The organism is Flavobacterium oncorhynchi (assembly GCF_002217355.1).
GTDB lineage: Bacteria > Bacteroidota > Bacteroidia > Flavobacteriales > Flavobacteriaceae > Flavobacterium > Flavobacterium oncorhynchi.
Window position 1 is genome coordinate 77,601 of sequence record NZ_MUHA01000023.1, and the last position, 23,198, is coordinate 100,798.

Consider the following 23,198-nt stretch of genomic DNA (forward strand, 5'->3'; position numbering starts at 1 on the left):
GGTGTATTTTTTTTGCAATAAATCTTAGTAATCTTTAAGTTTGATTTAGATAAATCTATTGTTTTTTAAAACCGCTGGAGCTGAATTTTCTAGTTTCTACACGTTTCTCCTTAATATTTAAAGTAAATTTTATTTCTTTAATAGCATTAGGTTCAGCACTTACAAGCTGATTATTATCTTCAACCTCAACATATTCTGAAAGACCTGTTTTTTCAAGACTTACAGTGTAAGATCCTTTTGGTACATACAACACAAAGTTTCCGTTTTCGTCCGTTTTGGTTGTAAATGCTTTTCCGTTATCGCCAATTGCAATGAGCGGCAAACCACCTTTTTTCTTTGTTATATCAAAGCTTCTATCAGTTGTAATGTAAGTTATTGATCCTTTAATGGCAGCTGTTTTATTTAAACCAATAGCAATTTTAGTGTCTTCATTTACATTCACTTTTACTTCGTCAGCATACCATTCATTTGTATTAACGGGTTTTACAGAATATGAACCTGCGGGTAATGATCTGTATTTCAGAATTCCATTTGTATCAGTTCTAAAGGCTTTTCCTTCAATAATTACAAGTTGGTTTACAGCGGGTTCGTTTTTGTTTCCCGTTTCATAGTAAACATAAACCTCAAGTTCATTTCTTGATTTATCAATTTTTATAGGATTAAAACGCTTTGTAAGACCAACTTGAATTGTATTTAAAGTGTTTATACTAGTCGAAAAATCGCTGTAATAATTGTAAAGAAAAACTGTAAAATCTTTTGTTACATCATAATCCAAACGTCCAGTAAACTGAAGCGATTCACTGATTATGCTGTTTTTAGAATACACCATTCCAACATTAACATTAAGTTTATCATTAAAAAACTTGTGCTGCAAGTTAGGAGAGACGGTAAGATTGGTGTATATATCGTTGATGCCTAACTGTGAATTGGCAATGATTTCTCCTAAATAAAAATTATTGTATTGATAGAACGCTAGAAGATTAAAGAATTTCCAACTGTAAATAAAGTTTGTTTTAAAATGAAACTCTTTGTTTTCGATTGTATTAGCAGAAAAAAGTCCGCCCTCAAAAGACAGCGATAAATTTTGTTTTGTAGGTGCATTAAAGTATGTTAAACCCAACGTCATTCGAGCAGCTTTCATTGAGTATTCTTCTGGAGTTAGCGTGCTTGTAAGTTGTTCTTTACGACTTTCAGTATAGTAATAAGGAGACAGCGATAGTACTAATGAAGAAAATCGTCGAGATGCTCCAATGTCATAACGTGCTGTCGAGAAATGCGTAGAGGTAAATTGATTTCCAAATGCTTCTGGTTTTGCCGACAAATAATTATAAACTCCCCAAAAGTTAAATTTACCGACAGGCAGATTTATTCGTTCATTTAGGTTTACAACTCCTTTTCTCATTCCTGAAAAATAACCAGAACTAAGGTAATTGGAACTGCTGTAGAACAATTTTTTAAATTTACCATTAAACTGAAGTTCTCCTGCACCGCCGAGTTTGTTTCCAGCTTCCATATTAGAAGTTAGATTACTTACAGCACCGCCAAATCTAAGGTTAAAACTTTCTGATGTATACAATGAAAAACGAGACGATGCCAGATAGTTTTTGGTTCCAGAATAAGTGTCATCATCGTAGATAATTGTATTCTCGTAACCGTTTTTCTGCATCCATCCGTTATTGTGCGTGAAAACAGCCCATGCCGATTTACCAAAAGACAAACTAGGATTGTCGATCAGATTAAATGTTTTATCAATTGCACCGGCTTCAATAGTGCTTTTTTCGTTGGGTTTATAAAAAGCTTCGGCACCTCTTCCAATTAGATTCATGTCAAAAAACTTCGATACATTTCCAATTGTAGCTCCAAAGTTCTTTTGGCTGTATCCAAGCCAAGTATTTCTTAAAAATACTTGATCGGAATTCTCCCACCAGTTCATATCTAAATTTGCCTGTAAAGTGCCTTTGTTTATTTCGGCTTTAGCATTGGCATACAAAAAATAAGCATTTGTATTGTCGCTGTTATGCTGTACACTTGCCGTAACCTGATTGGTTTGGTTAAAGTCATAATTATAATCAGGGTTGTATGGCATAACATATCTTCGGTCCTGCCTAATAGAACTGGCTCTTACTGTACCGTTAGTGATAATATCACCATTATGATATAGAGCCGTAATATTTATGGTAAAATCCTCTTGATTTAATATAGTCTTGTTTACTATTTTTTTTAAAACTACAATAGTATCAGTAAATGGCTGAATATTGATATCCTTGCTTTCTATGGCACTTCGAGTAATAAAATCGGGATAACGGGCTAAAATGGTGACTTTTTGAGCGGTATTACCTTCGTTAGAAATACGAATTGGTATCGCCAGACTATCACCAGTTCTTTCGTAGATTATGTTTGTTTCCAACAGCATAACTTTTACCAGTTTGCGTTCACGAATAAATACCGGTAAAAAAACACTTTTAGTAACTGAAGTTCCAGAGATCGTAAATATGGCCTCAATTGTGCTTTTATTTCCCGCTTTGGCAGTTGCAGAAACTATAGCTTTTACAGGAATAAAAATACTATCGTGAGCGGCTAGTGTTATGTTTTTAGCTTTTCGCTGCGAAAGGTAAATATCTTCGTGACTGCTTTGGGTATCAAAAATTCCTTCAATAGGATCGGAGCTGGTGTTTACAATTTTTAAGTAAGCCTCTATAACTTCTTTGCTATTTGTTTCAATTTTGTTATTTGTAAATTCTATAGTAAAGCGGCTATCTTGTGACCAAGCGCTTAAACTTGATCCCAAAACAGTAAAAAACAATGCTATTTTATAGAATTTACTCAGCATTATAAAAAAGGTTTAATTGGGCATTATTACAAAATATACTCTAGTACTGTATGTTCCAGGATTAACATTTAGTCCCGGACTATTAGCTGGAATGAAAAATTTCACATTGTATGTGATATCCTGAGGCGTACTGCTGGATCTAATCGATACAGGCTGTGTTGTGGTCGATAATGTTACTGGAGAAATTATTTGTAATCCTTTATAAGTTTGATTCGTGCTTAATTGTAATTTTAAGTTAGAAAGCGGCAGTGTCTGCGATGATGTTGACGATATAAAATCGCCAGAAGCTTCTACAGCCAGCTGCGAATTATAAGTGTTAACTCGAAGCGCATTTGGAATTGTAACTGATTTTTCTACCGTATAATCAGATGGCGTATTGTAGTTTAAGTTAAACTGTTGTGCACCATTTTGTAATATAACACTTTGACTTCCAAAATTTCCTCCAAAAGACAACTGAAACCTTGCATCACCAATAGGTGATGTGTAGATGCCAATTAATTGTTCTGTCCCATTGCTTATTTTATAAAGCTTAAATTCATAGGATGTATTATACATTCCGTTTGGACTTACCAATAAATGATTTCCTCCTTGAATGGTTAAGTTATATCTAAAAAGGCGGTTTACGGCACCATTTAAGTTTACATTGCTGTGAATAAGTGTAATTTCATTGTATTTACTCAGCTGAAATACTTGGTTTGGAACATTGATAAATATTCCATTTGCTGATCCGCTGTTTTCTTGACTGTTAAATTTTAAATAAGCATATTGCGCACCTACCGTATAAGCACTATTTACTTCACTCGTAAAATCCTGCGTAAGTCTTGCAGTAAGTTTCCATTCGTTTACATCCATATTAGCACCGTAATACTGTATTGGAATAGAAATTTGATTGTTTAATGTTTTTCCTGAAACCATTTCTGCATAAGTAGAAAATACAGGCTGACCATTATTATAAGCTCCCAGCATATACTGTGCAACAGCATTATATTGCATGCATAAGAAAAAAACGATAAAGATTATTATTTGTTTCATAGACTAAATTCTAACTCAGCAATTTTTATAAGGTCGTTTTCGCCATAAGTTAAAATGGCCGAAACGGTATAGTTGCCTTTAGCAAGATCTGCTGGTAATTGTTGTTTTAGGATTCTAATGTCCTTTGGAAGTGTGTAAAATTCAGACTCTTTTAAAGTGCTTTTTTTACCGGTACTATTATTAAATAATTCCCATTTTACCTTTCCATCAGTCCATAAATCGCCCTGATTTTCGATTTTTAGTTCAATGATTTTGTTTTTATTATCATCAGCGTAACTTGTAAAATCAACAAAATCTACAAGAACTTTATTTTCTTTAATAAAACTATGATACACTTTTACACCCATTCTTACGGTTACTTGTATAGCAGCACCGTTTTGATCGGTTGCCGTTCCGGGATTAAGCTGTGTAAAGAAAATCATGCCCGTATGAACAGGCACAGAGGAATTGGCAGCTGCAGGAACTTTAAAAAGCACCTCAACTTGTTTAGTTTCACCCGGTTTTACAACAAAATAAGACGACGGTAATATTTGTATCCAATCTGTACATGAAGTAGGAAGCGTATTTGCCGGCACAATTTTATTGTTACCCGATGGTTCATATTCCCAGTCACTAAAAGAAACACCTACTTCAAGCTCTTTATCCGTAGGATTTGTTAAAGATACATATTGAGAACCTGATGCCCCAGAGTTTAATTTATAATATAAACGTCCTGGCGATACAGATATTCCTGCCTGAGCTTGAATCTGATTTGCCATGAATAACCCAACTAAAACCAATATAAAATTCTTCATATTTTTATTGTTTGTTACTAGTAAATATACCAATTATTGCGGAATTAGGGTGTACATAATTGTAGTACTATAGGTGCCTGATTCGCGATTAAGATAACTTGGTGATTTTGTTTCAGGTATTGCGTAGTTCACATGAAATCCGCGTCCCCATTCTCCTGCGGGAGATTTTATAATAGTTGCAGGCAGCGCCGAAAGCATAATTTGAGGCACTACTTGAAGTCCAGCAGGCGGCTGAGCATTAGAATTTGTAAGGCTGCCGGTTACTGTTTTTACAGCAATTGTATTTACAGGTAATGAAGTGCTATTTCCATTATGAGAAAAATATTCCGTGCTTGCTTTTACAGTTACTTCATAAGCAGTACTCGAACTCACTTTTATATGATTCGTTTGCTGTCCAGAATCATTTCCCAAAAGAAAATGAGAAGGCTTAGCCATACTTATGTTAACAGTTGGCTGAGAAATTTGTATGCTTTGTACCTGCGCAATAGTCACATTTACCTGTGTTTGCGCAGAGCCTATATTTTGTGCCATTGCGACTATAGGACAAAGCAGTAAAAATAAATCTTGTATGTTTTTAAGAGTTTTCAAGCCTAATTATATTCCTAAAATGGTTAAACAATACCCCTCAGAAAACAACTAATTCTGAAAATAATAGAGATAAAAACGGCACTAACCGCATAAAGCAGATTAGTGCCATTTTAGTAAAAGTTTTTATTATTAGTTTGCTACTATCGTGTAAGTAAGCAAAGTACTGTAAACAGCTTCAGGTTTGTTCAAGTATACAGGAGCACTTACCGGAGGAATAGTGTACTGTACATTAAATCCGCGAATATCGCCTGTAGTTGATGAGATAAGTTCAACTGGAGCAGTTACACTAAGTGCCGGCGCATTTGCAGGAAAAGCTGCGTTTGATCCTGCATCAATACTGCCTGGAGCACCAGAAAAAGTTCCCGGTGTAGTTTTAACAACAACAGTCGATACTGGAATAACATCATTACCAGGTGATGTCAAGTCTGTAGCAGCCTGAATAGTTACTTTGTAACCATTAGTTGCACTTACTTTAACATGATTTGGTAAAGAACCTGTAGTGTTACCTTCTGTAAAATTAGCTGCAGTATTCATTGCGATAGTAACTGTTGGATTAGTCACTTCGATAGAATAAACGTTTGCAAGATTTACGTTTAAATTAGTTGTTTGAGCAAAAATAGAATTTGCGGACAACGCAATAATTGCAAATGATGCAGCCATTAAAAAATTTTTCATTTTATACATTTTTTTTAGTTTAAGCCCTTTTTGGTTGAGGCTTATTATATTTGGTGCAAAATTACTTTCGTGCAGAACGAAAGTCAAAGTCAAAAAGGGTGTATTTGGTGTCATTTTGCGGCAAACACTATTTTTAACTTTTGTTTAAGATGCATTATAACAATAAGTTAAAATAAAGGCACACGAAAGCGGCAGCAAAAAAATCCTTAAAAGGACTGCTGTAGAAAAAAGAGGAATTTTTAGGTTAAGATTTGGGGCTTACAGCCAGAGTTTTAGCAACAATTTAAACTAGTTTACTTTTGGGGATGTAAACTCTTTTTTCTTCAAATTGTGTTCTGTAATTTTTGGGAGATATTCCAGCGGCATTGGTAAAAAAACGAATGAAATTGCTTGGGTCCAAAAAGTGGAGTTGAAAAGCTATTTCTTTGACACTCATATTAGTGTATCGAAGTAAACGTTTGCTTTCGATTACAATTTCTTCCGTAATTACCTTCTTTGGTGACATACCATAAATCGCATTGCATATTTCGTTCAACGACTTTACGGGTATATTAAGCAAATCAGCATAATCTTTAACAAGTTTAAGCTGTTTCAGATTGTCTTTTACCAATTTTCTAAATTGATTGGCGATATTGACATCTCCTTTCTTAAAGGTTTCGATTGGACTGTAAGCTCTGTCTAATAATTCTTTCTGAGAGAACAGCAACAAACGCTCCACAGTATTATGAGCAAAATGATACATTAAGTCATCAAACGGCTTTCTGCATAAATGCGACAGCGATTGATAGTATTGCTCAATGATCTTTCTTAAAGAGTTGTGCAGTTTATATTTTAAAGCATGTTCTGAATTAAAAAAAACGCAAGAGGTCAAAAACTGTCTGTCAAGATCTGTTCGACAGTAAAAGTCTTCATCAAAACAAACAAGAAGCACTTCAAAACTAGTTTTGGTATCAATACTGAATACTTGATTTATACCTACAAAACCACATTCAAATTTGTTTATATCGATTAGATTATTATCGATATTTAAAGTTAACTCTCCAGATTTTAACCAGAACATTTGATAGAATGAACTTCTAAGGGAGGTATTCAGGAGTGGACTCTCTTGAGATTTAATTAAATGTACGCTGTATCCGCTAGGGAAGTGTTTTTTGTCAAGGGTAAGAATTTCAATCATGTTATTTTTGTAAAGTCAATATAACTCCTAAAGATAGCAAAATTGGTGCAAATTGATAGGTGTAGATTGAAAAGAAATGTGCAGAAATATTACTTAAATAAAGCAATTAAATAGAAGTTGTTAAGTGCTAGTTTTTTAGTGTTTTATTATATAGATTTATTGCAAACTGCAAAAGAATGGAATTAAAAAAAAAGAATTTAATCGGACCAATCAATTATAGAAATTAATCATAGGAATTAGAGTTTGTTGTTTTTGATAAAGAAAAACTCATAAAGTTTGATTTTTACAAATAAAATGAGAATTAACATTGTATAAAGCCTGATTAAATTATAAATTATATAAATTAGCAATTCCTCATATAATTTGATAAAAAATGATTTTTAGATTACCCTTCATTAGCTTATTAAGCCTGTTTTTTCTACTCCTAAGTACAATTGTAAATGCCCAGACACAAAACACTTTTACAGGGTGGGGTGCTTTATTTTCGAGTTATAAACTAAATGATAAATTCAGCATTCATTTTGACGGACAAGCAAGATCTACAGATGAACTAAAAGATCTGCAGTCTTATATTATTCGTCCAGGATTAAATTACCATGTAAAGGATAATATGATTGCAACAGTAGGTTACGCTTATATAGGAAATTATAGAAGTGTTATGGATGTTGACGGCTGGATACCTGAACACAGAATATGGGAGCAGTTTATTTACAATCAGAAATTTACCTTGTCTAATCGTCCAGTTACTTTGCAGCACCGTTTTAGATTAGAGCAGCGCTTTATGGGACAGCCGGTGATTGATCAAAACGAACTTGTGACTGATAATTTTGAGTTTGCACAGCGATTACGCTATTTCGCTCGTTCCATTTTTCCGTTATCCCAGACAACCAGTTTTACCAACGGAGCATTTTTAGCATTACAGAATGAAGTTTTTGTAAATGTTCAAAACGCTCCAAACGATAGTTTTTTTGATCAAAACAGAGCTTATTTAGCGTTAGGATGGCGATTAAGCCCTAAGTTTGATATTGAAGCAGGATATATGAATCAGTACATTCTTGGTAAAAATGTTAATACCGTAAATAATATAGTCCAAGTAGCAGCTTATGTAAGGCTTTAAACGCATTTAATACTTATAAATTTTAAAAACATCCCAAGAGGAATTTTTCTTTTTGGGATGTTTTTTTTACCGAATTATTTTTATCACGTATAGCAAGTAAATTTCTATAAATCGAAACTTGGTTATACTAATTTATATATTCTTAAATATTTGTAAAATAAAAAATTAGATATAATCACTTGTACTTTTATTTTAAGTAAATTCTATTTTGGTTTTTTGATTTTTTTTCTTTCAAAAAAAGAGGTATCTTGCACAAAGTTAAAAGCACTTGTAATAATGACTATTTCAAATTTTTATTTAAAAAATAACAGCTTGATGCGCCTAATGGGCACGTTATTATATTTGCATGACGATACTTTCTTAAAAAGTTCGAAAGAGTTTATTAATTAAGCCCTGTCAAAACTCTAGACAGGGATTCTTTCATTCAGACGGCTCATTTATTTAATCTTCAATTTTTATTTAGGATTAGGATATCATTGAATTTACACGCTTAAGAGCCATAAAAACGTTCAATGATGAGTTATATATCATACCTAGGAAAAATGGAGCAAACAGAAAGTTATGTCACAATTACAAAATATCATTTTAACAACGGGAATATACGATTTAATTAAAGATCACGTAAGAAGAAAAAAGGTAACCATACAAGAAGAAAAATTACTTCTAGATGAACTTAAAAAAGCAACACAAGTACTGAGAAGAGATTTACCAGAAGATATTGTTTCTGTAAACCGAAGAGTAACTTATAAAGATCATGCAACAAATGAAGAGAAAACGGTTGTGTTTGTAGGTCCTGAGAAAACAAAAGTTAGTAAAAATAAAATTTCAATTCTTTCCGATGAAGGTATTGCAATGGTAGGATACAAAGTTGGAAATCTAGTAGAGTGGCCGGCTAAAAAAGGCGATTTGAAATTCGAAATCCTAAAAGTAGAAGAAGTAGCTTAAAACTTCTTTTTTAATCAAAAAATATCCCATAAGGAGTCTTTCTTTATGGGATATTTTGATTAATATCTAATATTAGCAAAGCAGTTTTAAATAATCTCTTCGAGAGATTGGCTTAAAATGGCAACAGCATTTTCCATTTCTGTTTTCTCTAAATGCCCGAAACCTAAACGAGTAGCGGTTAAATCTTTCGTTTGATACAAAATTGTTTTTGGCAGGAATAATCCATTTGCAATACATTGCTTTTGCAGCTTTATTAAATTAAAGCGGTCAAGCCATTCTACCCAAATCGCTAAACCTCGAACAGGAATCTGAAACTTGATTTTTCCGTCTAATTTTTCCTTTAACAATAAAACAAAATAATCTCGGCGTTCTTTATAGATTTTTTTATTCTTTTTTGAAAGACGATGAACTTCACCTTCCGTAATCCACTCTGTTAAAACTTGCTCTTTGATAACATCAATGTCGGGTTCCAGAATATTTTGATGTTTCTCCAGTTCTTGAATAAATTGCGAAGGGGCAGCTATAAAACCGTAACCAAAACCTGTTGGTAAAGACCTTCCAAATGATCCAATATAAACGACTCTTTCATTGGAACCTAAAGCCGCCAAAGGTAATACAGGGTTATTATCATAGTGAAAATCGAAATCGTAATCATCCTCAACAATAACAAATCCGTATGTATTAGCTAGTTCAAGAACTTCCATTCTTCTTTTAGCACTAAGAGAAGTCGTCGTTGGATAATGATAATTAGATGTAAGATACAATAATCTGATTTCTTGAGTTTCGCAAATTTGCCTTAAGTGTTCTGTATCGATTCCGTCCTTGTCAACAGGTATTGAGATTATTTGTGCTCCGCTGTCAGACAATGTCATATTAGACATATAGTACCCCGGAGAAGCAACAACAACTTTGTCATTGGGAGAAATAAGTAATTTTGTAACCAGATACAAACTGATTTCATGACTTGATGTTGTGAGTAAATTTGACGTAGAAATGCGTATGCCTCGTGTTAAATTTAAAAAATTAGAAAACTGTGTTTTAAAATTTAAATGAGATAACGTCTGAATTTGTTCCCAAGTTTCTATATGTTTTTTTCTTTTTAATTTAGAAACATAAAGCCTTGCCAGAACATCAGTTTGAACAAGTCGCAAATCAGGCAAACCGTCGTTAAATTGATAAGGTAAGGTACTCGTTTCTTTAGGATTTTCAAGAATTGTAGAACGTTTAAAAGTAAAAGGCTGACTTTTTTTTAAAACATTTTGAATATCACTTGGAGTAAAATCAGCTTTGTTTTTTTGTTTTTTCTCTGACAATATAAACGTCCCTTTATTTGGCAAAATTTCTATCCAGCCTTGCAGTTCTAAATCCTGAAAAGCTTTGATAAGTGTATTTCTATTAACTTCTAATAATGTGCATAATATGCGTGTTCCTGGAAGTTTTGTGCCTTCGGGAAGCAAACCTGTTTGTATGGCTTTTATAAACTCAAAAACGATCTGTAAATATATAGCTGTTGATTCTTCAGGCTTAAGCTGAATGAAACTTTTGAAAGGAATTTGAACCGGACTATCCATTTTTATAAAACTGGTACACATTAGTAGTACGGCAAGATACTACTTTTGCAAAAAAATAAAAAAAATGACTAAGATTTATTTTGCTTTATTTGCCTTTATGAGCATTGGCGGATATGCTCAGGTGCAAAAAGACACTATTAAAATTGACGAAGTAATAATTAACGAAAACAGATTTAGCACGCCTATTTCTAAAAAAAATAGAAATGTATATGTAATTGATAAAGCGGCGATTGAAAAATTGCCAGGGAAAACCATTCAAGAAGTTCTGCAATATGCTAATGGTGTCGATTTAAGACAGAGAGGCCCGTTTGGAAGTCAGGCGGATGTGAGTATTGATGGCGGAAGTTTTGAACAGACTGTTGTGCTTATAAACGGAACTAAAATTATCGATTCTCAAACGGCGCACAATATGCTTAATTTACCGATTCCGGTTGAAGTGATCGAAAGAATTGAAATAATTCGAGGACCAGCGGCGCTTACTTATGGAATAAATAGTTTAACGGGAGCGATAAATATTATAACCAAAAAGCCTACACAATCTGGATTTTTAGTAAATACTTATGCAGGTTCTAATTTTGAAAAAGATACGCAAGATACAGGTGATACATTTTATGGTACGGGAATTCAGGTTGGAGGAGTTTTAAGTAAAGAGAAACAACAACATTCGCTTTTTGCTTCTCACGATAAAAGCAACGGATATCGATACAATACGGCTTTCGAGAATAATAAAATATTTTATCAGGGAAATTTTCAGATTAACGACAACAATGAAATTTTAAGCTCATTTGGTTATATCAATAACGGATTTGGTGCAAACGGATTTTATGCTGCTCCGGGTGATAGAAATTCGAGTGAGGTTGTACAAACCACATTTGCATCTGTACAATCAAAACATCAATTGTCAAACAAATGGGCACTTATGCCTCGAGTGAGCTATAGATATAATTATGATGATTATCGTTATTTTGGAATTTCTAATCTAAAAGCGGGCAGAAGCCAGCATTATACCAACTCATTAGCTGCCGAAGTTAATACAACTTATAAGATGGAAAAGGGAGAATTGGGTTTTGGTGCCGAAGTGCGCTCAGAAGACATTAGTTCCTCTAACATTGGTGACCATGACAGAGAAAATTTTGGAGTTTATCTGCAATACAGAACTACTTTTATTGAGAAGTTAGATGTGAATTTAGGCACTTATCTTAATTATAATTCAGATTACAAATGGCAGGTTTATCCGGGACTTGATGCAAGTTATGCGGTTACAAATGCTTTTAAAATTGTTGGAAATATTGGAACAAGTCAGCGTATACCATCATTTACAGATTTGTATTTAAATCAGCGTCCTGGGAACATTGGTAACCCAAATTTGGTAACTGAAAATGCATTTCAGAGCGAGATTGGATTCAAATATACCAAACAGAATTTCAGTTTTAATGCTAACTATTTTTACCGAAAGATCAGCAATTTTATAGATTGGACAAGAGATGTTACTACTCAGCCATGGCAAAGTAACAACTACGGAAATCTGAATACAAATGGTTTTAATTTGCGTACCAACTATAGAGTTAATTTTTCTAGTGATTCTAGGTTAAACATTAATTTGGCATACTCATATTTAGATTTTAAATTTCAAGATGTTATCGATGATCTTTATGCTAAATATTTGGTTTCGTCTCTGGAACATCAAATAACAAATACAATCGATTTTCAGCATAAAAAGTTTACTGCTTTATTTGCTACTCGTTTTAATAAAAGAATAACTGGTCCATCATACTGGATTAATGATTTTAGATTAAGTCAAGCCATAAACAAACTAACAATTTATGTTGATGCACAGAATATCTTCAATGCTAAATATTATGAAGTTGGAGCAATTCCGCTTCCTTCTAGATGGTTTAGCTTGGGCGTAAAATTTGTGACTTTTTAAATATTATAGATTACGTTTTTTAAACCGCAGAGAGCACAAGGGATTACGCAAATAACAAAAGTTTAGTGTAATCCCTTGTGCTTTCTGCGGTTAATTATTTACTTACAGATTAAAAACTTTGCGATCTTAGCGTAATCCCTTGCGTTCTTTGCGGTTGAACTTTTTTTACTCACAGACTATAAAACTTTAGCGCCTTTTGCGGTTAAATTTTCACAATAAACTCTTAAGTTATATAATCGGTCACTTTTTGGGCTGGATATTCAAACAGTTGGTATTTGTAGAATGATTAATTGAATTTTAGTGGTAGATTTGTTATTATTATAAATTTAATAAAATCCTGATCTTATAAGGCTATGAGTACATTATTCGTAAAAAACATGGTTTGTAATCGCTGTATAATGGTAGTTCAAAATGAACTCGAAAAACTCGATTTAGACTTTACAAATATTAAACTTGGAGAAGTAAGCCTGACAAAAGAACTTAGTTCAGACCAAAGAAATTTGCTTGAAGAAGCTTTAGTTTCTTTAGGTTTTGAGGTAATTGATGATAAAAAAAGCAGGATAATCGAAAAGATAAAAAATATCATCATCGATTTAGTACATCATCAGGATAATGACACAAAGAATAATTTATCAGATATATTAAGCGAAAAAATCAATCATGATTACAATTATCTTTCAAATTTGTTTTCTGAAGTTGAAGGGACTACGATAGAAAAATATTTTATTGCGCAAAAAGTCGAAAAAATAAAAGAGCTTTTGGTTTATGATGAGTTATCGCTGAGCGAAATAGCTTTGCGCTTAAACTATTCAAGTGTTGCGTACTTAAGTAATCAATTTAAGAAAGTAACGGGATTAACGCCAAGTCATTTTAAGCAGATTCGATCAGAAAAAAGAAAGCCGCTGGATAAGGTTTAAGTAAATGTTACAAATCAAATCCATAATTACGCAATAAAACTTACTGCTATTGTTGCCAACTTTGCATAATAAATTACAACGAGTGAATTATGGCAACAAATAATAATACTAAGGAAACAATTTTCATTCCGCTGGAAAACGTCGAGAGTGAGCACTGTGCTTTAATCGTAGATAAAGGATTAGCAGAGGTAAAAGGTGTTGAAACTCATAAAGTAGAAGTAAACAATCGCAGAGCTGTTATTACCGTAAAAGGAAATGAAACTGTTGGTAATGCTGTAAAGGCTATCAAAGACTTAGGATATGGTGTCCCAACCGTAAAAAAAACTTTTCCTGTTCTAGGCATGACGTGTGCATCTTGTGCAGGCAGCGCAGAAAGTATTGTATCGTATGAATTAGGAGTAGTTGATGCATCGGTAAATTTTGCAACTGGAAATTTAACGGTGGAATATCTTCCGAATTTAACAGATGCAAATAAACTTCAAAAAGCGGTACAAGCTGTTGGTTACGATTTACTTATTGAAGACGAAGCTAAGCAGCAAGAATCTTTAGAAGCTATTCATGCCGAGAATTTCAAAAAATTGAAAAATAAAACCATTTGGGCAGTTCTATTATCACTGCCTGTGGTAACTATTGGTATGTTTTTTATGGATATGCCTTATGGTAATGAAATTATGTGGCTTTTTTCTACACCGGTAATTCTGTGGTTAGGGAAAGACTTCTTTATAAATGCATGGAAGCAAACCAAACATGGTTCTGCCAATATGGATACGCTGGTGGCTTTAAGTACAGGAATTGCGTATTTGTTTAGTGTATTCAACATGTTATTCATGGATTTTTGGCATCAACGAGGATTACATGCTCACGTATATTTTGAAGCAGCAGCAGTAGTTATTGCATTTATTCTTTTAGGTAAATTATTAGAAGAAAAAGCCAAAGGAAATACTTCATCAGCAATAAAAAAACTTATGGGTTTACAGCCCAAAACCGTGATGGTTATTCAGCCTGATGGCACTGAAAAACAAACAGCTATTGAGGATGTAAATGCTGGAGCAATTATCTTGGTAAAACCAGGTGAAAAAATTGCTGTAGACGGAATGGTGATTTCGGGAAATTCGTACGTTGATGAAAGTATGTTGAGCGGTGAACCAGTTCCTGTGTTGAAAAAAGAGAATGAAAAGGTTTTTGCTGGGACAATAAATCAAAAAGGAAGTTTTCAGTTTGAAGCTGTTAAAGTTGGTAGAGAAACCATGCTTGCGCAAATCATTAGAATGGTGCAAGATGCTCAAGGAAGCAAAGCTCCTGTGCAAAAATTAGTAGATAAAATTGCAGGTATTTTTGTTCCTATAGTTATTGGTATAGCAATATTGACTTTTATTGCTTGGATAGTTTTAGGAGGTGATAATGCTGTGGCGCAAGCTTTATTGGCTGCTGTTACGGTATTAGTAATTGCTTGTCCTTGTGCTTTAGGTCTTGCAACACCTACGGCTATTATGGTAGGAGTTGGTAAAGGTGCCGAAAATGGTATACTAATTAAAGATGCCGAAAGTTTAGAATTAGCCAGAAAAGTTACTGCTATTGTTTTGGATAAGACTGGAACTATTACCGAAGGAAAACCACAAGTAACAGGTGTTAAATGGTTAGATAATAATGACGTAACAAAAGATATACTGCTTAGTATCGAAAAGCAATCTGAACATCCTTTGGCAGAAGCCGTAGTGAAAAATTTAGATGGTGTGCAAAGTGTGTCTTTATCAGATTTTGACAGTATTACTGGTAAGGGAGCGAAAGCAGTTTATAATAACCAAACCTATTTTGTAGGTAACAAAAAATTATTGGCTGAAAATAATATTACGATTGCTGATTCATTAGTAGAGCAAGCCGATGCTTGGGGTAAAGAGTCTAAAACTGTAATTTGGTTTGCCAGTAGTAAAGAAGCGCTTTCAGTTATTGCAATTTCCGATAAAATAAAAGAAACATCTGTAGAAGCGATTAAACAAATGCAAGATATGGGTATAGAACTCTATATGCTTACAGGTGATAATGAAGCTACTGCAAAGGCTATCGCTGATCAAACAGGAATAAAACATTATAAAGCAGAGGTAATGCCTCAGTATAAAGCTGATTTTGTAAAAGAATTACAGCAGCAAGGTAAAGTGGTAGCAATGGTTGGTGATGGTATAAACGACAGTACGGCATTAGCAACTGCTGATGTAAGTATTGCAATGGGCAAGGGAAGTGACATTGCAATGGATGTAGCAAAAATGACTATTATTTCATCAGATCTTAATAAAATACCTCAAGCTATTCGTTTGTCTAAACAAACAGTAGCAACCATAAAGCAAAACTTATTCTGGGCATTTATTTATAATCTAATTGGTATTCCTCTTGCTGCGGGAGTATTGTATCCAATAAACGGATTCTTGCTAAATCCAATGATTGCTGGAGCTGCAATGGCCTTGAGCAGTGTAAGTGTAGTAAGCAACAGCTTGCGTTTAAAATGGAAAAAGTAAACCTTGATGCGTTTGCAAAAACGGCGGTTTCCTAATTTATATGCCGCCGTTTTAAATTAATTTTTAGTTTAATTGATTTATTTATTGACCTCGTTTTTCCTCTTCATTGCGATTTTTGAAGCAGGTTAAATGAGGTCTTTTTTTTTTTTTGAAATAAAATTCTATAATAACAAAGTATGTAAAAAACCTTCGAACCTTTGTTTCTCAGAACCTCAGTATCTCAGTATCTCAGAACCTCAGTATCTCAGAACCTCAGTATCTCAGAACCTCAGAACCTCAGAACCTTTTTGCAAAACAATCAGTAAATATCACAAATCAAATACGGAATATTATAAGCAGATTGAGGCAAAAATGGCGGAAATTTGCTGTATCAAATAATTATAAAACATCATACAAAATGGAAAATAAAAATCTTCAATTCAAAACAACCCTTAATTGCGGCGGATGTGTAGCAAAAGTAAAATCTGATTTAGACAATGCTAAAGGCATTACTCAATGGAATGTAGATACTGATAATGCTGATAAAATACTTACTGTTCAATCAGAAGGAGCAACAGAGGACGAAATAGTTGCTATTATTAAAAGTAAAGGTTTTAAAGCAGAGCCTATTTAAGCTTAGGCTTTTTCTTGTCTTTTTAAAATACAATTTCGTTATTGTTTAAATGCAAAAAGCGTCAATTTTCAATTGAAAACTGACGCTTTTTTTATTCATATAGAATTTTAATTTTCGCAGAAAGAACCTATTTGCTTTAAATGTCTCTCTGTTTGATATTTATTAAAGTTATCCCACTTAGGAGGAAAGTTTGTTTTTTGTCCGTACATAGCGTCCAAACAAATATTATTTTCTTTGTATTTATGATGCAAAACTTCTAGAATTTTAAAGAAGAATTCATCTAGCATTACAATGGCTTCAAATTCAGTTTTTAATGTATTATAGTTTTCATCTGAAGAATTTAAAAGCTGTAGTAAATTTAAAACTTCATTCTTCTCTTCTTCATTGATTTCAGTTGAATAACCCATTTTTAAAGTTTTAAAAACGAGATTATTCCACGCTTTGCTGTCATGCGCCCATTGTACATTAGGTAAGTTCAATGAATGTTCACAAATTAAAATAATCGAGAAAAGAACATCATTTAAGTATTGTGTCGGAAACTCATCAAAACTTCTGAATTCAAAACCGCTTTGGTACATTTTTTCCTGATTAAAATCAAGACCAATTTCCGAGAGCATCTCGTATTCCATTTCGGCTTCAACTTGATCACGCCACCAAATGTTTTCTTCTTTTTTAAACTTCAGTAATTTTCTAAAATCATCAACTTTATAAGTTAGGATTTTTCCTTTTGGCATTGCTTTGTTGTAAGTGCCTACGCCTATGTAGCGAGACATTGCGTTGCGCATAGAACCCAAAGTAAATTTTTTGTCCATGCTGTAAGTGTCACTTATTACTCCCATAATATCGGGGCTTCCAAGAGTAGCTATGAAAAATGGCTCAAACCATTGCAATAGATAAATAGCGTTTGAATGTGTTTTTTCAAAATCATTATAATCTACAATTCTGCTGTCTTCAGTTAATGATGGTAAAGTAATATGAAAATGATACGTTCCATTATTAAACAAAACCAGATTTTCCTGATTTGTCATAAACATATTAAGGCCATTGTTGTAATCTGGAAAATCTAATTTTCCGTTCAATATGCGTGATTCGTTTATTTTATCAATAAAAAGCTTTTTGGTTGCTTTTAGTTCTCTGCACGAATCAACTACCGTTCTGTTTTCAAAATATTTAGTTACAAATTCGATAGAATCACCATCAAAATGAACAGATCCCATCGTTTTGTTTCTTTGAGTAATCATACTCTGAATATTATAAGGCTGATCTTCTAAGAAAAGTTCCATAATAGATTTTCCAAGATAATCAGGATTCTCACGCGGCTGTGTATTTACCTCGCCATTTTCTGTATTGCTTAATGACTTTAGCGGCGATAATGTTTTATGCTGATAATTTATATCGAGTTTTTCCAAAGAATGACTATTCATCATTCTGCTAACTGTATAGCTTTCATTCAAATTAAAAGCTTTTTTTAAAACAGGAGCAAGGCTTTCTGGTTTGTAACATTTTCTATAATCAATACTGTATTTCTCAAAACCAATTTTTTCTTGTATAAATTCACCAGAGACTATCAAGGGATCTGCAAATTGCAAATAGGTTTCATTCTCTAATCCAATTCCCCAATAATACTTTTTTGTCTGATTGTCTTTCATTTATACTTTTTTCTTTTTTATGGTTGATAAAACTTTTTTAGATTGATACTTTTTATTCGTAAACGCGAGCCTAATTCTGTTAAAATTAGGGACAAGAAACCTTGTAACGGATTAAGCATTATTGTTGCCTCCATTATAAAAGTTTTTCGTTTACTTTTAAAAATATAGGAAATTATCGTTTAGAAATTGTGCATTTATATCGACTGAAAGAGGAATAAAAAAATAAAATTTTACAATTGGGTTATAAAATAGTTATCGTTATTAATCGCTTTTATATCAATAATTTAAGCTGTAGTATAGCGTAGACGGAACTTTTGCAATACTTGTTTTTTTCTAAGCTGCAAAAGTAGTGAATAATTAGATTATTTCCAAGCTGTTAGTGCAATGGAAATGAATATGTTTTTTTAGGGTTTTAAAATAAAACTCAAATGCTTTTTATTCGTGATAATAAAAAACATAAGAAGAGTACAATTCGTCATTCCACCAATCTTTTCTAATTTCCGAAAAGTAGTTGTAATTCAGCTTTCCAGCTTGCGATTGCAGCGGATAAATTACCATACCATTCTCTCTATAAGCTTTGTGCAAATCAGTTTCGGGAACAACAGGAACAATATGCCCAGAGAGTCCTTTCTCCCTTCTTTTCGCGCAAATTATTCCAATGCCGCCATTAGTATTTACTTTATTTTGAATTTCATCAGGACTAAACATTCTTTCCCAGCCAAAAGCAGAACCCCATTGCAAAAACCAATCGTGTATTGCGCTAGAGTAAATACGATCAACCGTTTCTTCAAAAACTGCTTCGACCTCTTGTCCATTTAATATTTTTTCTAGAGCTTCATTAGTCCACCAAACCGTTGGGAGATACACTTTAGAAAACCAGCAATAATCATAAGAATAGACATTACAATAGGTGTCTTCTACAGTTCTTTGATATCTAATGTTTTTTTCAACATCCAATTTGTCTATCAGCCGCGCAATACTTTCTTTTTTACTCGCTGCATTTGTTAAATCTCTATATGGAATGTCAGAATCAGAAAGAGGAGTTTCCTTCATTTCCATCGAATCTAATCTGGATTTTAGATTAGGTAATAAATCGGCTTTTACTATTTTATCATTTGACACAGGATTATTTTCTAAAGCTAATGATCCTGCTGCTATGTTGTATTCTGTCATCTTGAATGCTTAAAATTAATGGACATAAACCAGCAGGAATTTGTATTCGTGCCATTTGGTTTTATCGCCAAAAAAGTAAATATAGGGATTTTGAACTTTTCTAACCCTTATAGAAACGGACAAATTATGAAAATATTAGGATTATTTTCGTTTTCATAATTGGTCTTTCTTTTTAATTAAGAATTATCCATTAGCTTCCAGCGTGAGTTTTCTCTATCTTTGCATTTTTAAAAATACTTCATGAATTCCCCCATTAAAGCCGTTCATCCCATATATAATCTTCAGTTTGGATTAGTTTGTTTAAGTTCATTACTCTTTTCAGCTAGTTTCAATATGCTGATTCCTGAACTCCCTGAATACCTGAGTAAAATGGGCGGAGCAGAATATAAAGGATTAATTGTAGCGTTTTTTACATTAACGGCAGGAATTTCAAGACCATTCAGCGGTCGATTGACCGATACTTTAGGTAGAGTTCCTGTTATGGCAGTAGGCTCAATCGTATGTTTTGTCTGTGGTATTCTGTATGCCGTTTTAGGAACTGTTTCTGGTTTTTTGTTTTTACGATTAATTCATGGATTTTCGACAGGATTTAAACCTACAGCAACTGCAGCTTATGTTGCGGATATTGTTCCAAGAGAACGTTGGGGAGAAGCTTTGGGTTTACACGGACTCTGTTTTTCTATCGGAATGGCTTTGGGGCCGGCGATTGGGAGTACGATTAAAATATATTCCTCTATGAATATGCTCTTCTATGCCTCTTCTGTTTTTGCACTTTTGTCTATTGTGATTTTAATGAATATGAAAGAAACGTTGAAACACAAACAACGTTTTAGTCTGCGTATCCTTAGAATTTCGAGAAAAGACATTATTGCTGTAGAAGTACTGCCGGCAGCTATAGTTACTTTTCTTTCTTATATGGCTTACGGAGTAATATTGACATTAATTCCTGATTGGAGCCAGTATCTAGGAATAACGAATAAAGGTTTGTTTTTTATGGTCTTTACAATTACTTCGGTAATGATTCGTTTTGGAGCAGGAAAAGCATCTGATAAATATGGTCGTTTGCATTTAATAGGTATTGGACTTTTCTTTTTAATTATATCACTAGTAATTGTCGGGTTTTCAACATCAATCAGCGGACTTTTAATAGGCGCAGCAATCTACGGAATCTCGACAGGAATTGTATCACCAGCTCTTAATGCTTGGACGGTTGATATGAGTTTTCCAGATCATCGAGGAAAAGCAATGGCAACAATGTACATTGCACTTGAGGCAGGAATTGGTCTTGGCGCTCTTGTAGCTGGATGGATGTATCAAGATGTAATTGCAAAAATTCCGATGCTTATGTACGCCAGTGCTGCAATGGTTTTTCTGGCTCTTACTTACGTTTGGATGCGATTGCGAAATACTAAAAGTGCTTAATTTTAAGATCCCATTGCTGTAAAATTGTTAATGATAATTTAATGATATAGTTTACTGCATCTGATTTCTAGTATTTGGAATATATTTACTTTTCAAAAAGGAAATCAAAATGAGAAAAACTACTTTATCATTATTATTTACGCTGATTAATCTATCTTTTGTTTTAGCTCAAACAACCCAGCAGGAATTATTTGATACTCCCGAAAAAACTGCAGGGGTATATTATGCTTATCCAGAAAAAGATATTGTACCTCTTACACCTGTTCCAAAGGGGTATGAAGGATTTTATATTAGTCATTTTGGGCGTCACGGCTCTCGTTATTTAATAAGTGATAATGATTATAAAGATGTCATCAATTTATTTGAAGATGCTGATAAAAATGGATCTTTAACTGATTTAGGTAAAGATGCTTTGAAGCGCTTACAGCAGCTTTGGACTGAAGTTGAATTTAGAGGAGGTGATCTTTCCCCGTTAGGGCAAAGAGAACAAAGAGGTATCGCGGAACGTATGTATGCAAATTATCCTAAAGTGTTTGCAAAAGAGGCTCAAGTAGAGGCAAGTGCGACATCGGTATTGCGAGTTGCACTAAGCATGGATGCTTTTTGCGAACGAATAAAAGAATTTAATCCAAACTTAGAGATTACTCGAAATGCTGGTGTAAAATGGCAGCAATATTTGAATTATCATACAAAAGAAGCGATTGCTTTTAGAGCAGCTAAAGATACTTGGAAAGAAGATTTTCTAAAATTTGAGGCTGCTCATACCCAGCCAGATCGTTTAATGAAATCCTTATTTTCTAACAACGATTATATCCTTAAGAAAGTGAATCCAAATGATCTTATGAATAAGTTATTTGCGATCGCAGGAGGAATGCAAAATACCGAAACAAAGTTGTCATTTTATGATTTGTTCGAAAAACAAGAACTCTTTGATTTATGGCAGACCAGTAATTATCGTATATATGTAAATGATGCAAACGCAGCTCTTAATAATGGGATTATGTTTGAAAATCAAAAACCTACGCTGAAAAATATCCTTGAAAATGCCAATAAGATGATTGCATCAAAAGAAAAAGGCGCAACACTGCGTTTTGCACATGATGGCAATATAATTCCGTTGGCAATGCTGCTTCATTTAGACGGAAGTTACAATAGCATTTCAGATTCGAGTAAATTTTACGAAGCTTGGAGCAGTTTTAAAATTGCGCCTATGGCAGGAAACATACAAATTGTATTTTTCAGAAAACGAAAATCAGATGATATTCTTGTGAAATTTCTTTTGCATGAAAAAGAAATATTGGTTCCAACTATTCAAACAGACAAAGCACCTTATTATCATTGGAAAGGTGTAGAAAAGTATTACAAAAATTTGCTTTCGACTTAAAAATGAAAAAAATGATGAGAATTTTAATCTCATCATTTTTTGTTTACTGCAATATCAAAATGATATGATCGTATCATTTTGATAGGACAATCATTCGTTTAGGAAAATCTCATTATTGGTATAAACTAAACACAGACAGCTTGTAACACGTTCAAAAGAGTTGTGACGCCAGAATTGGTATATGTTTTGGAAATATTATTTTGTATCAGCATTATTAATTAAATCAATAAGCTAAATAAAATATGAAAACCCAACAACCTGTTTTGGACTTTTTAGGCAAAGACTTTTTACTTTCTGAGCCAGCGATTTTATCAATCAATAATCAAGGGATAGAAGAATTACCAAATTTTATAATCGAAATTGCCAATGTTAATCATGTATTTTGGTTAAATGAAATTTGCAATACGACGCTGTCATCAGCTTTAGCTAGGGGAACAGGAATCTCAGGGCGTTCTCCAGAATTACTGGAAGAAAAAATGAAAAAAGGTGAAGCTGTGATTGCTTTTGGATCAGATGGAACGTGGGCTGGCTTTTCCTTTATTTCTGCTTGGAATAATGGGGAGTATGTCTCTAATTCGGGATTGATAGTGGCGCCGCAATTTAGGCATACGGGTTTGGCAAAAAAAATTAAGCAAAAAATTTTCTGGCTCAGCCGTCAAAAATATCCTGAAGCTAAAATATTTAGTCTGACTACAGGATTGGCTGTAATGAAAATGAACCATGAACTTGGCTTTGAACCCGTCACTTATTCTGAATTAACTACTGATGATGCTTTTTGGGAGAATTGCAAATCCTGTGTTAATTGTTCTATTTTAATGAGTAAAGAGCGAAAAAATTGTTTGTGTACAGCCATGCTTTATAATCCTTAACAAGA

The 23,198-nt window shown here is 33.4% G+C and carries 18 protein-coding genes; 9 read left to right on the forward strand and 9 right to left on the reverse strand.

Annotated elements, in window-relative coordinates:
- Nucleotides 1-55: 55 nt before the first annotated feature.
- From B0A75_RS14670 to B0A75_RS14695, 6 genes are all read right to left on the reverse strand, one after another.
- Nucleotides 56-2,830, reverse strand: coding sequence for a carboxypeptidase-like regulatory domain-containing protein (locus B0A75_RS14670; protein ID WP_089055029.1), 2,775 nt, complete (start codon nucleotides 2,828-2,830; stop codon nucleotides 56-58).
- 12 nt (nucleotides 2,831-2,842) lie between these two features.
- Nucleotides 2,843-3,862, reverse strand: a complete 1,020-nt coding sequence (locus tag B0A75_RS14675; RefSeq protein ID WP_123872377.1) for a hypothetical protein — start codon at nucleotides 3,860-3,862, stop codon at nucleotides 2,843-2,845.
- Nucleotides 3,859-4,656 carry a fimbrial biogenesis chaperone gene (locus tag B0A75_RS14680; RefSeq protein ID WP_123872379.1) on the reverse strand — a complete coding sequence of 266 codons (798 nt, stop codon included), beginning with the start codon at nucleotides 4,654-4,656 and terminating at the stop codon, nucleotides 3,859-3,861. Before B0A75_RS14680 ends, B0A75_RS14675 begins: the two co-directional genes overlap by 4 nt.
- Before the next feature lie 33 nt (nucleotides 4,657-4,689).
- Complete coding sequence (locus B0A75_RS14685) at nucleotides 4,690-5,187, reverse strand: hypothetical protein (RefSeq protein ID WP_089055032.1); 498 nt, start codon at nucleotides 5,185-5,187, stop codon at nucleotides 4,690-4,692.
- 186 nt (nucleotides 5,188-5,373) lie between these two features.
- Nucleotides 5,374-5,919 (reverse strand): hypothetical protein, encoded by a 546-nt coding sequence (locus tag B0A75_RS14690; protein WP_123872381.1) that lies wholly within the window; start codon nucleotides 5,917-5,919, stop codon nucleotides 5,374-5,376.
- A 283-nt stretch (nucleotides 5,920-6,202) separates the two neighbouring features.
- On the reverse strand, nucleotides 6,203-7,096 hold the full coding sequence (locus tag B0A75_RS14695; RefSeq protein ID WP_089055034.1) for a helix-turn-helix domain-containing protein: 894 nt from the start codon (nucleotides 7,094-7,096) through the stop codon (nucleotides 6,203-6,205).
- A 373-nt stretch (nucleotides 7,097-7,469) separates the two neighbouring features.
- Here B0A75_RS14695 and B0A75_RS14700 point away from each other — a divergent pair, with 373 nt between their 5' ends.
- Both B0A75_RS14700 and B0A75_RS14705 read left to right on the forward strand, forming a co-directional pair.
- Nucleotides 7,470-8,213 carry a DUF2490 domain-containing protein gene (locus tag B0A75_RS14700; RefSeq protein ID WP_089055035.1) on the forward strand — a complete coding sequence of 248 codons (744 nt, stop codon included), beginning with the start codon at nucleotides 7,470-7,472 and terminating at the stop codon, nucleotides 8,211-8,213.
- A 561-nt stretch (nucleotides 8,214-8,774) separates the two neighbouring features.
- Nucleotides 8,775-9,158, forward strand: a complete 384-nt coding sequence (locus B0A75_RS14705; RefSeq protein WP_089055036.1) for a GreA/GreB family elongation factor — start codon at nucleotides 8,775-8,777, stop codon at nucleotides 9,156-9,158.
- 86 nt (nucleotides 9,159-9,244) lie between these two features.
- Here B0A75_RS14705 and B0A75_RS14710 read toward each other — a convergent pair whose 3' ends face one another.
- Nucleotides 9,245-10,729, reverse strand: coding sequence for an aminotransferase-like domain-containing protein (locus B0A75_RS14710; protein ID WP_089055070.1), 1,485 nt, complete (start codon nucleotides 10,727-10,729; stop codon nucleotides 9,245-9,247).
- A 64-nt stretch (nucleotides 10,730-10,793) separates the two neighbouring features.
- On the opposite strand from B0A75_RS14710, the gene B0A75_RS14715 reads away from it, so the two are divergent.
- The 4 genes from B0A75_RS14715 to B0A75_RS14730 all read left to right on the forward strand — a co-directional run bounded on the left by B0A75_RS14715 (nucleotide 10,794) and on the right by B0A75_RS14730 (nucleotide 16,696).
- Nucleotides 10,794-12,656, forward strand: a complete 1,863-nt coding sequence (locus B0A75_RS14715) for a TonB-dependent receptor plug domain-containing protein (protein ID WP_089055037.1) — start codon at nucleotides 10,794-10,796, stop codon at nucleotides 12,654-12,656.
- Nucleotides 12,657-13,009: 353 nt separating this feature from the next.
- The gene (locus B0A75_RS14720; protein ID WP_089055038.1) at nucleotides 13,010-13,573 is read left to right on the forward strand and encodes a helix-turn-helix domain-containing protein; all 564 of its coding nucleotides are present in this window, start codon (nucleotides 13,010-13,012) and stop codon (nucleotides 13,571-13,573) included.
- A gap of 89 nt (nucleotides 13,574-13,662) precedes the next feature.
- Nucleotides 13,663-16,083 carry a heavy metal translocating P-type ATPase gene (locus B0A75_RS14725; RefSeq protein WP_089055039.1) on the forward strand — a complete coding sequence of 807 codons (2,421 nt, stop codon included), beginning with the start codon at nucleotides 13,663-13,665 and terminating at the stop codon, nucleotides 16,081-16,083.
- Between the two features lie 397 nt (nucleotides 16,084-16,480).
- On the forward strand, nucleotides 16,481-16,696 hold the full coding sequence (locus B0A75_RS14730) for a heavy-metal-associated domain-containing protein (protein ID WP_089055040.1): 216 nt from the start codon (nucleotides 16,481-16,483) through the stop codon (nucleotides 16,694-16,696).
- 107 nt (nucleotides 16,697-16,803) lie between these two features.
- Here B0A75_RS14730 and B0A75_RS14735 read toward each other — a convergent pair whose 3' ends face one another.
- Together B0A75_RS14735 and B0A75_RS14740 are read right to left on the reverse strand one after the other, a co-directional pair.
- Nucleotides 16,804-18,345, reverse strand: coding sequence for a hypothetical protein (locus tag B0A75_RS14735; RefSeq protein WP_089055041.1), 1,542 nt, complete (start codon nucleotides 18,343-18,345; stop codon nucleotides 16,804-16,806).
- A 435-nt stretch (nucleotides 18,346-18,780) separates the two neighbouring features.
- Nucleotides 18,781-19,518, reverse strand: coding sequence for a hypothetical protein (locus tag B0A75_RS14740; RefSeq protein WP_089055042.1), 738 nt, complete (start codon nucleotides 19,516-19,518; stop codon nucleotides 18,781-18,783).
- Nucleotides 19,519-19,758: 240 nt separating this feature from the next.
- On the opposite strand from B0A75_RS14740, the gene B0A75_RS14745 reads away from it, so the two are divergent.
- The 3 genes from B0A75_RS14745 (at nucleotide 19,759) to B0A75_RS14755 (ending at nucleotide 23,193) form a co-directional block, all read left to right on the forward strand.
- Nucleotides 19,759-20,940 carry an MFS transporter gene (locus B0A75_RS14745; protein ID WP_089055043.1) on the forward strand — a complete coding sequence of 394 codons (1,182 nt, stop codon included), beginning with the start codon at nucleotides 19,759-19,761 and terminating at the stop codon, nucleotides 20,938-20,940.
- 109 nt (nucleotides 20,941-21,049) lie between these two features.
- A complete protein-coding gene (locus tag B0A75_RS14750) occupies nucleotides 21,050-22,324 on the forward strand; it encodes a histidine-type phosphatase (RefSeq protein ID WP_208861278.1) in 1,275 nt (424 codons plus the stop codon).
- A gap of 329 nt (nucleotides 22,325-22,653) precedes the next feature.
- A complete protein-coding gene (locus B0A75_RS14755; protein WP_394335289.1) occupies nucleotides 22,654-23,193 on the forward strand; it encodes a GNAT family N-acetyltransferase in 540 nt (179 codons plus the stop codon).
- Nucleotides 23,194-23,198 lie beyond the last annotated feature (5 nt).

What these genes read in the sequence shown, in the direction of transcription:
- B0A75_RS14745 (WP_089055043.1), top strand. Translation starts at nt 19,759, where the DNA reads ATGAATTCCCCCATTAAAGCCGTTCATCCCATATATAATCTTCAGTTT.
- B0A75_RS14700 (WP_089055035.1), top strand. Translation starts at nt 7,470, where the DNA reads ATGATTTTTAGATTACCCTTCATTAGCTTATTAAGCCTGTTTTTTCTA.
- B0A75_RS14740 (WP_089055042.1), bottom strand. Translation starts at nt 19,518, where the DNA reads ATGACAGAATACAACATAGCAGCAGGATCATTAGCTTTAGAAAATAAT.
- B0A75_RS14730 (WP_089055040.1), top strand. Translation starts at nt 16,481, where the DNA reads ATGGAAAATAAAAATCTTCAATTCAAAACAACCCTTAATTGCGGCGGA.
- B0A75_RS14735 (WP_089055041.1), bottom strand. Translation starts at nt 18,345, where the DNA reads ATGAAAGACAATCAGACAAAAAAGTATTATTGGGGAATTGGATTAGAG.
- B0A75_RS14690 (WP_123872381.1), bottom strand. Translation starts at nt 5,919, where the DNA reads ATGAAAAATTTTTTAATGGCTGCATCATTTGCAATTATTGCGTTGTCC.
- B0A75_RS14715 (WP_089055037.1), top strand. Translation starts at nt 10,794, where the DNA reads ATGACTAAGATTTATTTTGCTTTATTTGCCTTTATGAGCATTGGCGGA.
- B0A75_RS14710 (WP_089055070.1), bottom strand. Translation starts at nt 10,729, where the DNA reads ATGGATAGTCCGGTTCAAATTCCTTTCAAAAGTTTCATTCAGCTTAAG.
- B0A75_RS14750 (WP_208861278.1), top strand. Translation starts at nt 21,050, where the DNA reads ATGAGAAAAACTACTTTATCATTATTATTTACGCTGATTAATCTATCT.
- B0A75_RS14705 (WP_089055036.1), top strand. Translation starts at nt 8,775, where the DNA reads ATGTCACAATTACAAAATATCATTTTAACAACGGGAATATACGATTTA.
- B0A75_RS14695 (WP_089055034.1), bottom strand. Translation starts at nt 7,096, where the DNA reads ATGATTGAAATTCTTACCCTTGACAAAAAACACTTCCCTAGCGGATAC.
- B0A75_RS14725 (WP_089055039.1), top strand. Translation starts at nt 13,663, where the DNA reads ATGGCAACAAATAATAATACTAAGGAAACAATTTTCATTCCGCTGGAA.
- B0A75_RS14720 (WP_089055038.1), top strand. Translation starts at nt 13,010, where the DNA reads ATGAGTACATTATTCGTAAAAAACATGGTTTGTAATCGCTGTATAATG.
- B0A75_RS14675 (WP_123872377.1), bottom strand. Translation starts at nt 3,862, where the DNA reads ATGAAACAAATAATAATCTTTATCGTTTTTTTCTTATGCATGCAATAT.
- B0A75_RS14680 (WP_123872379.1), bottom strand. Translation starts at nt 4,656, where the DNA reads ATGAAGAATTTTATATTGGTTTTAGTTGGGTTATTCATGGCAAATCAG.
- B0A75_RS14670 (WP_089055029.1), bottom strand. Translation starts at nt 2,830, where the DNA reads ATGCTGAGTAAATTCTATAAAATAGCATTGTTTTTTACTGTTTTGGGA.
- B0A75_RS14685 (WP_089055032.1), bottom strand. Translation starts at nt 5,187, where the DNA reads ATGGCACAAAATATAGGCTCTGCGCAAACACAGGTAAATGTGACTATT.